Annotated in this window: 16 protein-coding genes; 4 read left to right on the top strand and 12 right to left on the bottom strand. The window is 40.5% G+C overall.

The window, feature by feature from the left end:
* Positions 1–101: 101 nt before the first annotated feature.
* Both IE222_RS24280 and IE222_RS24275 read right to left on the bottom strand, forming a co-directional pair.
* Positions 102–248, bottom strand: a complete 147-nt coding sequence (locus IE222_RS24280; RefSeq protein WP_191276975.1) for a hypothetical protein — start codon at positions 246–248, stop codon at positions 102–104.
* 57 nt (positions 249–305) lie between these two features.
* Positions 306–878, bottom strand: coding sequence for a TetR/AcrR family transcriptional regulator (locus IE222_RS24275; protein WP_191276974.1), 573 nt, complete (start codon positions 876–878; stop codon positions 306–308).
* 170 nt (positions 879–1,048) lie between these two features.
* Here IE222_RS24275 and IE222_RS24270 point away from each other — a divergent pair, with 170 nt between their 5' ends.
* From IE222_RS24270 to IE222_RS24260, 3 genes are all read left to right on the top strand, one after another.
* Positions 1,049–2,629, top strand: a complete 1,581-nt coding sequence (locus IE222_RS24270; protein WP_191276973.1) for a spore germination protein — start codon at positions 1,049–1,051, stop codon at positions 2,627–2,629.
* The gene (locus IE222_RS24265) at positions 2,626–3,831 is read left to right on the top strand and encodes a Ger(x)C family spore germination protein (protein ID WP_191276972.1); all 1,206 of its coding nucleotides are present in this window, start codon (positions 2,626–2,628) and stop codon (positions 3,829–3,831) included. The genes IE222_RS24270 and IE222_RS24265 overlap by 4 nt, the downstream gene beginning before the upstream one ends.
* Positions 3,832–3,894: 63 nt before the next feature.
* Entirely contained in the window at positions 3,895–4,992 is a 1,098-nt protein-coding gene (locus tag IE222_RS24260; protein ID WP_191276971.1) for a GerAB/ArcD/ProY family transporter, read from the top strand.
* Between the two features lie 22 nt (positions 4,993–5,014).
* Here IE222_RS24260 and IE222_RS24255 read toward each other — a convergent pair whose 3' ends face one another.
* The 10 genes from IE222_RS24255 to IE222_RS24210 form a co-directional block, all read right to left on the bottom strand.
* Complete coding sequence (locus tag IE222_RS24255) at positions 5,015–5,176, bottom strand: type II toxin-antitoxin system antitoxin (protein ID WP_191276970.1); 162 nt, start codon at positions 5,174–5,176, stop codon at positions 5,015–5,017.
* Between the two features lie 12 nt (positions 5,177–5,188).
* A complete protein-coding gene (locus IE222_RS24250; protein ID WP_191276969.1) occupies positions 5,189–6,055 on the bottom strand; it encodes an SPFH domain-containing protein in 867 nt (288 codons plus the stop codon).
* 157 nt (positions 6,056–6,212) lie between these two features.
* The gene (locus IE222_RS24245; RefSeq protein WP_191276968.1) at positions 6,213–6,824 is read right to left on the bottom strand and encodes an undecaprenyl-diphosphatase; all 612 of its coding nucleotides are present in this window, start codon (positions 6,822–6,824) and stop codon (positions 6,213–6,215) included.
* A 346-nt stretch (positions 6,825–7,170) separates the two neighbouring features.
* Positions 7,171–7,953 (bottom strand): ABC transporter permease, encoded by a 783-nt coding sequence (locus IE222_RS24240; protein ID WP_191276967.1) that lies wholly within the window; start codon positions 7,951–7,953, stop codon positions 7,171–7,173.
* Between the two features lie 6 nt (positions 7,954–7,959).
* Positions 7,960–8,763, bottom strand: coding sequence for an ABC transporter permease (locus IE222_RS24235; protein ID WP_191276966.1), 804 nt, complete (start codon positions 8,761–8,763; stop codon positions 7,960–7,962).
* Positions 8,760–9,740, bottom strand: coding sequence for an ABC transporter ATP-binding protein (locus IE222_RS24230; RefSeq protein WP_191276965.1), 981 nt, complete (start codon positions 9,738–9,740; stop codon positions 8,760–8,762). The genes IE222_RS24235 and IE222_RS24230 overlap by 4 nt, the downstream gene beginning before the upstream one ends.
* Positions 9,741–9,894: 154 nt before the next feature.
* The gene (locus IE222_RS24225; RefSeq protein ID WP_191276964.1) at positions 9,895–10,407 is read right to left on the bottom strand and encodes a DinB family protein; all 513 of its coding nucleotides are present in this window, start codon (positions 10,405–10,407) and stop codon (positions 9,895–9,897) included.
* Between the two features lie 112 nt (positions 10,408–10,519).
* Positions 10,520–10,972 carry an SRPBCC family protein gene (locus tag IE222_RS24220; RefSeq protein ID WP_191276963.1) on the bottom strand — a complete coding sequence of 151 codons (453 nt, stop codon included), beginning with the start codon at positions 10,970–10,972 and terminating at the stop codon, positions 10,520–10,522.
* 76 nt (positions 10,973–11,048) lie between these two features.
* On the bottom strand, positions 11,049–12,014 hold the full coding sequence (locus IE222_RS24215) for a helix-turn-helix transcriptional regulator (protein WP_191276962.1): 966 nt from the start codon (positions 12,012–12,014) through the stop codon (positions 11,049–11,051).
* A gap of 108 nt (positions 12,015–12,122) precedes the next feature.
* On the bottom strand, positions 12,123–12,545 hold the full coding sequence (locus IE222_RS24210; protein WP_191276961.1) for a VOC family protein: 423 nt from the start codon (positions 12,543–12,545) through the stop codon (positions 12,123–12,125).
* Between the two features lie 162 nt (positions 12,546–12,707).
* On the opposite strand from IE222_RS24210, the gene IE222_RS24205 reads away from it, so the two are divergent.
* Positions 12,708–13,613: a nuclease-related domain-containing protein gene (locus IE222_RS24205; protein WP_191276960.1), complete on the top strand. Its 906-nt coding sequence runs from the start codon at positions 12,708–12,710 to the stop codon at positions 13,611–13,613.
* Positions 13,614–13,701: the final 88 nt, after the last annotated feature.

The following is a 13,701-nucleotide window of genomic DNA, read 5'->3' as shown; positions in this document are numbered from 1 at the left end:
TGAGACAGTTATCGGCTTGGCAACCGCTTTTTTGTCCCATAGAACCTTTCTATGAGACAGTCATCGGCTTGGCAACCGCTTTTTTGTCCCATAGAACCTTTCTATGAGACAGTTATCGGCTCGGCAACCGCTTTTTTGTCCCATAGAACCTTTCTATGAGACAGTTCACGGCTTGGCCAACCGTTTTTTGTCCCATAGACCTTCCCTATAAGAACGTTCACGGCTTGGCCAACCGTTTTTTGTCCCATAGACCTTCCCTATAAGACCGTTCACGGCTTGACAACCGCTTTTTTGTCCCATAGAACCTATTCCGGCAGCCCTTTTAACAGGAACACTTTCATGATTTCGGCAATTTCCTCCGAGCTTAGTGGTTCATGATTTCTCTCCCAATCTGACACCAAGGCGATATACATTTTTAATAAGAGAAAGCTGGTTAGTTCTGTATTCATCGACGGGATTGAACCTTTCTCAATGGCTGTTTCAAGTTTACCCCTTAAATAGGAGATAATTTCATTCTCCACATGCTGCAGCATCTCAGAGACCGCTAATGTCCCCATCTCCGTTTCTTCCTGAACCAGCTTAATCATCAACTGATGCCGGGATCGAAATTCTAACAATCGATATAGAGCATGATGGACATTTTCGGTGATTGGCAGACCAGGTTGTATCGCGGCATCTGCTTCTGCAATCATTTCCTGTACCATGGATGAGATAATTTCCTCAAACAGCTCTTCTTTATTTTTAAAAAAAGTATAAATGGTTCCCTTTCCAACATTGGCAAGCTTCGCCACTTGGTCCATTGTCGTAGCTTTATAACCAAATAATGAAAAGGATTTTGTTGCTGCTTCTACAATCATCTTTCTGCGATCAGGGGCCATACAACCTATCTCCTTATTGACTATTTTAGTTCTGTGGTCAATCCTATAATTCCACTATAGCATAGCCTAATTTTCATGTAAACTTTTTGGAAAAAGCGGTCTGCTAAGATGCATACACTCCCCACAAATTGGAATGATAACCAATAGTATATAAGAGGAGTGGCCTCGTTATGTTTAAGACCCGGAAACGCAAATTAAGTCAGAAAATGAAAACCACTACTGCACTGCCACCTGATGTTCAGCGAAAGCAGTTAACTCCTGACTTAAAAACAAATGAACAAATTTTGAAGGACCTCTTTATAAACTGCTCGGATTTTACGTCTAGACCCATCTATGTCAATGGTGAGCTTAAAATTCTTTTATTCTATATAGAAGGATTAACAGATACGAAGACACTTGATATCACAGTATTAAAACCGCTGATATTTCAAGGACTGCCAGACGGATTAAACAAGGTTGGTACACTCGGACAGATGATTGAACAGGAGCTCTTTGCCGCTACCCCGGTTAAAAAAGCTCCAGAAATGGAGAAAGTTGTAAACAGTATCTTAAAGGGCGGTCTTGCTGTTTTAATCGATGGAGAAGCACAAGCATTAATCCTTGAAATGGGCGGTGCGGAACAACGAAATGTCGAGGAGCCGGGAACCGAGGTTGCGATTCGCGGCCCGCGAGATTCATTTACCGAATCCTTGAGGACAAATACTTCTCTTATAAGAAAAAGGATTCGCAGCACTCGGCTGAAACTCGAGTCATTAACAGTAGGTGAGCTTTCACAAACGGATATTATTATTGCCTATATTGAAGGAATAGCCCCTAACACACTGATACAAGAGGTCCGGGAAAGATTAAAACGAATTGAAATCGACGGGGTGCTTGAATCAGAATTTATCGAAGAGTTTATCGAGGATGTACCCTTCACCCCATTCCCGCAAATTCAAAATACGGAAAGACCTGATATTGTCACGGCCAATTTGCTCGAAGGCCGGGTTGCTATTCTCGTAGATAACACGCCGTTTGTCCTCATTATTCCAATGACCTTTTGGAATGGTTTCCAAGCGGTCGAGGATTACTACGAACGGTTCATGTATACATCTTTTATTCGTTTTATTCGTTTTATTATGTTTAATACTGCTATGTATCTGCCATCTATTTATGTGGCTTTGACCACTTATCACCCGAAACTTATACCAACTACACTTCTTATTAGTGTTGCTGCCGCACGGGAGGGTGTTCCTTTTCCAGCAATCATAGAAGCGCTGATTATGGAGGTCGTGTTTGAGGGGCTCAGGGAAGCCGGGATCCGCCTGCCAAAAGCAGTCGGTTCCGCTGTCAGCATTGTTGGTGCGCTCGTAATTGGACAGGCTGCGGTACAAGCCGGGATTGTTTCCGCTCCGATGGTCATTGTCGTTGCTACCACCGGAATCGCCTCATTTGCGATCCCAAGGTACAATCTTGGAACTGCTCTAAGGATGGTGAGATTTCCAATGTTGTTATTAGCTGGAATCTTTGGTTTATACGGAATCGTGATCGGTTTTATTGCATTGATTATTCATCTGGTCAATCTTCGCTCCTTCGGGGTGCCTTATTTTACCCCAATCGCACCGCAAATTCCGACGGACATAAAAGACGTATTGATGCGTTCGCCAAGATGGACAAACCGGTTTGGTCCCCTTTTTACCTTTGGCAGGAATAAGCAGAGGATTCCTCCCGGACAAGTGCCTGGCCCCCAAAAAGGAGGTCGTAAATCGTGAAAAAATACTCGGCAATCCGTTTTTGCTTATGCCTCAATTTACTTTTTTTATCCGGCTGCTGGGATCGTAAGGAATTAAACGATCGAGCCATTTGGCTGGCAACCGGCTGGGATGTGGCGGAAACTGGGGAAATTGAAATTAGCGGGCAAATTGTCATTCCGGCGAACGTACAGACACAAGGCGGCAGCGGGGGCGCCAGCCAGCAGGGTTTCTTCACCATATCGTCGAGAGGCAAAAACGTAAGTGATGCATTGCAAAACATGCAGACAAAACTCCCCAGAGAGGCATTTTTTGGCCAGCGCCGAGTTGTGTTTTTAGGAGAGGAATTTGCGAAACGTGGCCTTAAAGAATACTTTGATGTAAATCAGCGGGCATCTGATGTAAGCCTTAGATCCGACTTGTTTGTTGTAAAGGGCGGAAAAGCCAAAGATCTCCTTACTGTACCCAATCCGATGGAGAAATCCCCTGCTGTCACCTCATTAAAAGAACATAGGCAAAGCGGCGGCAGGGGAGATACAGCCTATTTAAATTTTCTAATAGCTGCCAACCTTGATGGAATTCGACCATCTGTCCCCGTTATGGAAATGAGCAGTTCAATCGAAGGAGAAAAAGGGGGGAAAGTGGATTCACCAAACCCTAAGGTTGTCCAATTAGCAGGAGTCACCGTTTTTAATCGTAATCTTAAAATGCTTGGTTATTTAAATAATGAAGAAAATAGAGACTTGCTTTGGGTTATGGGACTTCTCAAAAAAATGACAATCAGTACTCCCCAGAGTAAAGGCGGTTCCAGTATCAATTTAACAAAGATTGACTGCAAAATTGAACCAATTTTTAGTCAAAAAAATGATCAGGTTAGTTTTAAAGTTATTTTAAAGGGAGCAGGGGCTCTTCAGGAGAGTAATTCAGGCTTGGACTTTGAGTATTCAGAAAACCTTAAGCTCCTCAATAAGAAGTTTGAAAAAGTGGCGGAAAAACAAGTACAGCGGACCATTGAAAAAGTACAAAAGGAATACGGTCAAGATATTTTTGGATTCGGTGAGGCCATTCACCGAAAACACCCTATAAGATGGAAAACATTAAAGGATAACTGGGATCAAACATTTCCAAAAACAAAAATTTCCGTCACAGCGCAAATCAAGATTAAGCGAATTGGAATGGAAGGACCATCTGTGCTCTTTAAAGACAGCGAGATTAAGAAGTGAATATTGGAGGGGTTCCAAATGGGAGGCGTGGCAATTTTAAAAAAAGGGAAAGTGAGAGCATAAATGAAACTTTCAGGGCTGCAAATATTTTGGCTGATGTTTACGTTTGAAACAGGGAATATGATTCTCCTTACCGTTAGCCCGGTCATGGAAGATGCCAAACAAGATGTATGGATTTCTTATTTGATTGCCAGCTTATTAGGTGTTCTCATAGTGTATATTGCTTCGAAAACTGCCCTGCTGCATCCGAAACAAACATTAGTCCAATTCAGCAGAAGTGTTTTTGGCAAGTGGATTGGAACCATCGTTGTGCTTGTTTATCTTATTCAATGGTATTCAGTGATAGGCAATATTTTACGGGAATTCGCAGACTTTACGATTACCACCCTTCTCCCCTTGACACCGCCATGGACTTTGTATGTCACCATGCTTTTATTAATGATTTATGTAACATATATTGGCGGTATAGAGGGAATTGGTCGATGCAGTGAGGTTTTCGGTCCTATCATTATCCTTTCCATCGTCTTACTAGTGATTTTCTCCTTGAAGGATGTTGAAACGATCAATTTGCTTCCTGTTTATATTGATACCGGAATTTATTCTATTTGGAAAGGGACATTAACTCCGCTCGCCTTTTTAGGTGAGTCTGTCATCATCCTAATGCTAGCCTCCTTTACTGATGACCCAAAGAAGGTGGTTAAAAGCGCAGTATCAGGAATTACATTAGCTGCTTTTTCAGCCACCATAGTTGCATTATGTGTGCTGCTAGTTTTTGGTCCCGATATCCCCGCTAAACTGCGGCACCCGATATTTGATGTGATTAGCTATTTATCGGTCATGGATTTCATTCAAAATTTAGAGATACTTGCTGTATTGGTCTGGATCCTTAGTGTGTTTATAAAGTTATCACTCTATTTCTTCCTTAGCTGCTATGGCACCGCACAACTATTCAAAATGAAGGACTGGCGCAAAATGATCTGGATTGCCGGCATCTTCTTCTTTGCCCTGGCCCAATTCTTTCCAGATACATCCTACACCTTCGGCTACATGAAAACCTACTGGACCCAATACGCCCTGCCCATCAACATGGTAGGAATTCCAATATTACTTTGGATCGTTACAAAAGTCCGGAAAAAAATGAAGGTGTCAGGCACCATGTGAATATTCACATGGCGCCTGACACCTACTCATCCGGTTTTTTTAATCTGCCAGCTTCCTTTAGTGCCTTTTTAATGATTAACTCAATTTGTGCGTTTACACTGCGGAATTCATCCTCTGCCCATTTTTCCAGTGAATCGTATACTTTTTGATCAACACGCAGTAAAAATCGCTTCTTTTCAGCCACTTTATCACAACCTTAGTAAATCGTTCCTGTATTAATTACAGGCTGACTCCCCTTATCAGAAACGATCGCCACCATTAAGTTATTTACCATTTGCGCTTTCTTTTCTTCGTCAAGATCGACAATTCCTTCTTCCTTCAGTTGATCAATTGCCGATTTGACCATCGTTACAGCCCCGTCAACAATTACTTTTCTTGCAGCTAACACGGCTTTTGCCTGCTGTCTTTGCAGCATGGCCGATGCAATTTCACTTGAATATGCCAAATGCATGATTCGAGCTTCAATTATTTCGACTCCAGCTAGCTCCAAGCGTTTTTGCAGGTCCTTTGTCAATTCATCTCCAACCTCGTCGGAATGCTGACGTAATGAGATTTCAAAGTCATTATTCACATTATCATAAGGGTATTGACTGGCAATATGGCGTACTCCTGTCTCACTTTGAGTATGCACAAACCCTTTATAATTTTCAACATCAAAAACAGCTTTAGCTGAATCAACCACTTTATATACAACAACCGCAGCAATTTCGATTGGATTACCTTCTAAATCATTTACTTTTAATTTATCACTGTTGAAGTTTATTACCCTTAGGGATACTGTTTTTCTTACCGTTAATGGAATCGTTAGGTAGAAACCTTCATGCTTAATCACACCGAGATATCGTCCAAATAAAGTAAATACCTTAGCCTGATTCGGCTGGATAATCGTGAATCCAGAAAGGAGTAGGAATAGCACCAATCCGCATAAAACACCTATCACTAAAAACAGATAGTTTTCATCTAAGGTAAATTGCCTCATGCTTATAACCGTTGCCGCTCCAAGCAATAAAAACAATAACACCCCTAAAAATCCATTTACCTTAAACATTTCTTTCTCTTTCATATCCCAACGCTCCCCTTTGTAATATTTTCCACTTTATATCATTATGATATCACTTTGATGTCATAAACGGAAGGGCTAATTGGAAAAATGTTTCAAAAAAATAGGTGTCAGGAACCATGTAAAAATTCACATGGCACCTGACACCTATCACTAATAATTAAAAGTTTTTATATTTGCCTTCGGATTTTGGTTTTAACGGAAGAACCTTTTGTTCAATTTTTTCATATTGTACGAGCAGTTTTTTTATGAATGCAAGCCTTGGTACGAGCCAGTGCATAATTAGGGCTGAGATTAATCCTAACAGAGCACCTGTGAAGACATCACCAGGATAGTGAACCCCAACCATGATACGGGAAATTCCTACTGCGAACGCTGCAGCCAGCCAAATCCAGCCTTCTCTTTTCCGTACAAGCCAAATGGTGATACAGATCGTAAAAAATATAATGGAGTGGTCGCTCGGAAAGGCATTATCTATTTCATGTTCCACTAGCTTATTCACATTCGGCAGCTCGGCAAACGGCTGGTAATGCGAGTAGAGTTTTCCTGCAATTTTTCCAAAAATTTCAGCAAGCACGACGGCGAAGACACCCTGAATCATCATCATTCGGTTTCTGTCGGTGCGTGTAAACCAATAAACAAGCATTCCCAAAATTAACACATACAACATATATTCAGCCATGAAGACAGCTATAGGTTCTAACGAATGATATGTTTTTCCAACATCATTAATAGAACGAAAAACATCTATATTTAATTGCGAAATGGACATAGACTAGTTCTCCTCATTTGATTTTTAACTGCCTTTTCTAGTAAAACACAATACTTGAAATTATACCATCATCGTAGACTGCAAAAAAGAGGCTGGAAATTATTTTTACTAGTTTTGGATTGGACTGATTTTCATTCTGCTATACTATACAAACGTTGAATGAAATAGTCTATTTCAATGTGATATACTATTCAAACGTTTGTTTCCTTCGCCTCATTTAGCTACCCTCTAAAAACAATAAGTTTTTAAGAGCCAGCATTAAATAAAATATACTATACAAACGTTTGTTTAGATCACTATTTTCAATGTAGTATACTATACAAACGTTTGATTAATTCTTCCTGTTTTACGAACCCGTCGACCGATAGTGCCTGACACCAAATTGCCAGACGAAAAAGCAAGGAAGGATGAACAGGCTGCCGAGAGCAGGCGTCACCATATACATTAAGTCACTACCTTGAGTTTTTCCAAGAATATATTGCAACGGCAGGTAATTGACTGTCCCGAATGGAATGACATAGGTAAAGAATCTGGCAACCCATTTATGATAAATATTTAAGGGATATTGTGCCATCTCCCGGCCGCCATCGGTAAAAATATTCGCTACTTCAAGCCCTTGAACCGTCCAAAAGCACATTGTTGCTGCGAGCATATAAATTCCGGTAAAAATAAACACCCCGCTCGTCATCATTAGTACAAGTGTAGCTATTTTGGTTATGGTCCACTCGATGGGAAGGCTGCTTAATGCCCAGATTAAAACCATCACACTTTGAAGCAGTCTGCCAGCTCTCGTAAACTCAAACTTTGATCCAAGAACCTGAACAAAGGTACTGCGCGGCCGCACCAACACGCGGTCAAAATCCCCTTTTATGATTAGGTCCGAAAAGGAATCAAACCCGCGGGCAAAGCATTCGCTTATGCTAAACGCCATATGGATCACCGCAAAGCAAAGCGCCACTTCAAAGAATCCCCAGCCCTTAATCTGGCCAAACCGTTCGAACAAAAAGTAAAGACCGGCGAAAACAGAAAAAGGGATAAAAAACTGCCCCAACGACAACAGCCAAAACGAGGTGCGGTATTGCATTTGAGACTTAAAATGAATTAACAGATATTTAAAATATACGCTCAATTCCAGCTACCCTCCTTGGACTACTACTTTTTTTAATACACCATTAAGCGCCTTTCTCCCCAGCCATATAAGGACAATCAAATAGGACAACTGAACAAGTATGCCGATGGCCGCTTCGTGTTCTGGAATATGCCCTGAATAAACGCGAAATGGGAAATCCGCCGTCCAGCGAAACGGCAGGACATTAGCGATTTGCTGCAGCCAATCAGGCATCAGCGGCACCGGGATAATGAGTCCAGCAAAAAATTCACTTAATACGCCAAAAACAAGAAGTGAACCCATTGGTGACAATGTAACAAAAACCGAAATATATAAGAACATAGAGATCGAGACTAATAGCAGTAAGCCTAATAATAAGGCACTTACAAACAATAGAAATGCGGTGTTGCTGTGCGGAAGTTCGAGATTGTAAGGATCAGGCAAAAAATAGGCAATAATTAAAATTGGGAAACAACGTAGGATTGCACTTGATAACCGCTGAGCAAGGAGCTTAGCATACCAAAAGCCGTACAGCCCGTTTGGCCTGCAAAGCTCATAGGAGATATTCCCGCTTGTAATAAGATCAAATAGTTCATTATCCCGAAACCACATCATCACAAAAACTAGAAATGCTTGCTGCAGCCATATGTACTGGATTAATTCCTTTAAAGAAATCGGCGGTGTACTGCTGGCATGTTCATAAAAAGCTTCAAACACCATAATCATGATAAATCCCCAGAAAAATTGCGTTGCCACCCCAGCAAGCGCCGCTGTCCTATACTGCATCCCCATGCTGAGCCGCAGTTTCAGAACGGATAGATACACCTTCATATTTGGTACTCCTTGTATAACTTAACAATTATATCTTCAATCGGCTGGGTTTCAATTGTGACATCAGTTAGCTCGACTTGTTGTGATAATTGAGTAATTGCGTCGGATGTTTTCGTGTGGTTTGTATCAATACTTATGGAAAGGCGTTCCTGCGTGTACGAAAGGATCTCGGCACCGGCAGGCATTTTAATTGGACTTGTATTTTGGCTGTAATCTGCAGTGATTGTTTTACGGGTACCAAACCTTTTCCGTAATTCTTCTAAATGCCCATCGTATAAAACGTTGCCTTTCCCAATTAAAATCACCCGCTCGGCAAGAGCCTCAATATCGTTCATATCATGGGTCGTCAGAATGACCGTGACCCCTTTTTCCTTATTAATCGTTTTAATAAATTTGCGGACGGCAATTTTTGAAACAGCGTCCAATCCTATGGTCGGTTCATCTAAAAATAAAATCTGCGGACTATGGATGAGCGAAGCCGCAATTTCACAGCGCATCCGCTGCCCTAAACTTAATTGTCTTACAGGTGAATTCACGATTTCTTGAAGTTCTAGTGTTTCAATGAGGAGTTTTATTGTAGTTTGATATTCTTGCTGTGGAACTTTGTAGATGTCTTTTAGCAGTTCAAAGGAGTCCATCACCGGCACATCCCACCAAAGCTGCGACCGCTGGCCAAAGACAACACCAATATTTTTTACATAACTGGTGCGTTCTTTCCATGGTGTACAGCCCATGATTGTGCACTTCCCGGTATCAGGCACCAAGATGCCGCTCATGATTTTAATGGTAGTTGACTTTCCCGCCCCATTCGGCCCGATATAGCCGACAATTTCTCCTTGATTAATAGAAAATGAAATGTCCTTTAGGGCGGCAATGGTTGTATATTCCCGATAGAAAAGTGCCTTCGCGGCCTGCCTTAAGCCTGTCTGGCGTTTGGCAATTTTATAGGATTTACTTATTCCCTCTAGGTGGATCATTCTCGAATCCCTCCTCTGCCTTTTTAAGTCACAGAGGAAAATAATAACATCCTATTTGCTGCGTTGTCAATAATTATCTGAACAGTATAAAATTTCAAATCTATATACAAAAAAACGGACTTCTTATTTCTAAAGTCCGTTCGCTAATCAAAAATTATTGGCTATCCTGTTTTTCATATAAATAAAAGATATAATCTGTCGATGGTCCTGGATAGCCTAGCTGCCGCAGCATCGCCGTAATATTTCCCCGATGGTAGGTGCCGTGATTCACCACATGCTTTACTAATTCTGAAAGGCTTGTTTCCAGTTGGCCATACATCGGATGTTTCAGCGTCTTATTGGCATTTAAATCCTCTTGGCTGCTCAGAAAATCGAAATATTGGCTCGAGAATTCCATGTACTCTGTTTCCATTTCTTCAAGACTCTTATTTTCCATCCTACTAGAATATTCTCCAACCAGCTGCTGAATTTCCTCATAGCTTTTATCTGACATAGCACATAACCAAACTACATCTGTTTTAAAAAGGTGGATTATAACCTGTTCCAAACTTGAAAACACACTCTTTACTTGCTCCTGATATATTTCTTTGGGCAATTCCTTTAAATGGTTGAAAACCCGCTTATTTGCCCAAACATGGTAATCATACAAACGGATACTGTCGTTCATTATTTCCATCCTCCTCGTAACCTCAGGATAAGTGCATACCTTCTTCTCTTTCTATACGATTGTTGAAAAATCCTTTTACTATTTTCAGGTTATTAAAAGATGCCTAGACAAATTAATCTAAATCTAATGTTTTCCCTGTTTCCACAATTGTTTTTGTATTACTTAGGATCATCCACCAAGCAGCATCACTGTTTTCGTAATAAGGATCCCCTTCCTGCCATTGGTCGTGAATAAGAGTTAACTTCGTACACCCGCCAGCTGGCTCTAATAGGTAAGAAATTCTAGATTCATACTCCTGTTCGTTATCTTTCATATACGACTTTCCAACAAGATGGGTAAAACGGAGTACTTGATTTGGTACATACTCTAATACCTCCCCATAAACATGAACAGTCTCATCCCCATCCACCCCTGGCCCAACATATTCCAATGGTTCACCCGCTTGAAAGGTAGAACGAATTACACTGCCATAATATATTTTCTTTGTTCCTTCTGGTGAGATTAATGCCTCCCATACTTCTTCAGGAGTCCCGCCAATATAAAATACATAAGTAAGGTCTCTCATCCTCTAATTCCTCCTGGATATTAATTTTTCCTTATCATCATAAACAAACTTCACTGACATATACGGTCAGTGAAGTTTAAGGTTTTTGATAATGTTTAACTAATTCAGAAGTGACAGTTACCATTCTTTCTTTTAAAAATAAAGGCTCTAGGATATTGATTGCTTTTCCATATGGAAGAAGGTAATAAGGTACATAAGTATTAATCGATTGCTCATCTATTTTAAAATGAGCATGGTTTTTCGAACGGCAGGTAAGTGCATGCCCAAATAACCAATGTTGACACAAATCATCAAGAGCGTGCGCATGTCCTTCTATATGAATGGAAATCAATTGATCAGACTGTTCCAGATCAGGCAAAAGACCGTTTAGAAAAAATGCACGTGCTGAAAAGTCTGCTGGACGTTGAAATTCAGTACCTGTTCTAGAAATGCTAACAATACGGTTTACACGAAAGCTGCGTAATTCACCGCGTAGATGGCAATAAGCGATGACATACCAATTCCCTTTCCAATATACAAGCCCATAAGGGTCAATACTCCGTAATTGGGGGGAGCTTTCATTTCCTTTTTGGTACTTCATCAAGAGCGTAAAACCTTCTGCCACAGATTCTTCTATTTCTTGTAAAAGCGATTCTAAATCAGAATTAATCGGAGGCTGAATGACATCAAATCCCATTACATGTCGATTAATATATTCTAATTGTTCGGGGTTTGTATACTTTTTCAGCTTTGTGACAGCCCGATTCAATACCTCACTAAAGGGATATCCTGCTTCTGATGCAAAACTTGCAGCATGAATTAACGCTTTTTGCTCATCTACATCAAAAAATAACGGCGCCTTTATAAACTCATGGAGTAAACTGTATCCTCCATTATGACCAGTATCGGAAATGATTGGGATTCCACTGGCACACAAAGCATCAATATAACGGTATACCGTGCGGACATTGATTTCCAATTCTTCCGCCAGCTGCTTCGCAGTCATTCGTTTTCCTGTTTTAAGCAACCAAAGTATAGAAAGCATATTAATAGCTTTAGACATAGATTATATTAGTCCCTTCGCAACAAAGTAGGTACGACCCTTATCATTTTTATTCATTATTAAATCGAAGGCATTATCTCTTAACCAGCTTTCACTACTTAAATCATTCTAGGCATTAAAATCCCAGTGCGGATTCCAAACTACTTCCCACAAATGCCCATCGGGGTCTTGGAAATAGCCGGAATATCCACCCCAAAAAGTTTCATGGGCTGGTGCTGTAATCACGGCACCCGCCTGCTTTGCCTGTTCCATTACCTTATCCACCTCTTCTTTGCTTTCTACATTATGACCAATCGTAAATTCGGTGGGACTTGATAGGGTCTGCTTAACCTGTGCATCATGAGCGATGTCTTTACGTTTCCAAATTGCAAGTTTTAACCCAGCTTGCAAATCAAAAAAAGCAACAGCTCCATGTTCAAATTCCTCTCCCACTATACCTTCAGTAGGCAGTCCAATACCATCGCGATAAAACTGCAGCGACTTTTCCAAATTATCTACACCCAAAGTCAGTACTGTAATCCGCGGTTTCATATGATTTCCCCCTCCAGATTAATTATTTCTATTACCAGTTTAATGTATTTCCATTTCTTTAATCCAATCATATAACATTTAACAAAATGTCCATTATTTTCGTTGGTTTATTTTATATAAAATAGACTTGAAGATTTGCCAAATTCAGAAAGGGTGAAACGTATGATTAAAAGACCTCTTATTAAACCTTCAAAGTTAATTCTTCTGGAAATCCTAAACACCCGTATGGACATGCCTCACGACTACGTATATTATTATTCAAAACTAAAAAAAGGTTATGAGGGCGAGTTGATGTTTAACGCTTTGACAGAGAAGCTTTCGTGCGATTGCTACATATTAAATGGTCTGCGATTTGAATTTAACAACACCACGTTTCAAATTGATTCAATGATTGGTAAGCAGGAAACATTGTACATGAACGAAGTAAAAAACTTTGAAGGCGACTATTTTTATAAAAATGGTAAGTTCTATTCACGGAATGGTGCTGAACGCAAAGACCCACTTGTTCAATTGGAACGAAGCTCATCCCAGCTACGGCAGCTGCTCCATCACCTAGGGTATAATATAAAAGTTGAACCCTATGTTGTCCATGTTAATCCTGAATTCACCTTATACCAAGCCCCTCTCGACTCGCCGGTTGTTTTACCGACACAAGTTAAACGTTATATAAGCAATTTAAATATGAATTCTTCAAAATTAGACCGGAAACATGAAAATCTCTGCGACAAATTAATTTCCCTGCATGTAGAGGAAGATCCGTATGCGCAGCTGCCGCCATATACATATGCGGGAATGCGAAAAGGTTTTACATGTGCTATTTGCAATTCATTTGAAATCTCCGTTCATGGACAGCATTGTGTATGCGGGGGTTGCAGACATGTGGAAACCGTTGAATCAGCAGTGTTACGCAGTGTTTGGGAACTAAAAATGCTATTTCCAAAGTTAAAGGTTACGACTAATCTTGTTTATGATTGGTGTGGAGGTGTGGGTTGCAGAAAGAGGATTAGTAGGATTCTTGGGAAGTATTTTAAAGTGGTTGGGGAGCGTCGGTGGATTTATTACGTGTAAGTTCTTTATTTCCAGTGTTTTGTTCCCTAGGCTTCTCTATGGACACTTTCATTTTCACTTTACTACGTTTTGTCCCATAGGACTCTTC

This window comes from Neobacillus kokaensis (genome assembly GCF_014656545.1).
Lineage (GTDB): Bacteria > Bacillota > Bacilli > Bacillales > Cytobacillaceae > Neobacillus > Neobacillus kokaensis.
The sequence above is the reverse complement of the archived record's forward strand: the minus strand, read 5'-3'. Positions and strand labels throughout refer to the sequence as shown.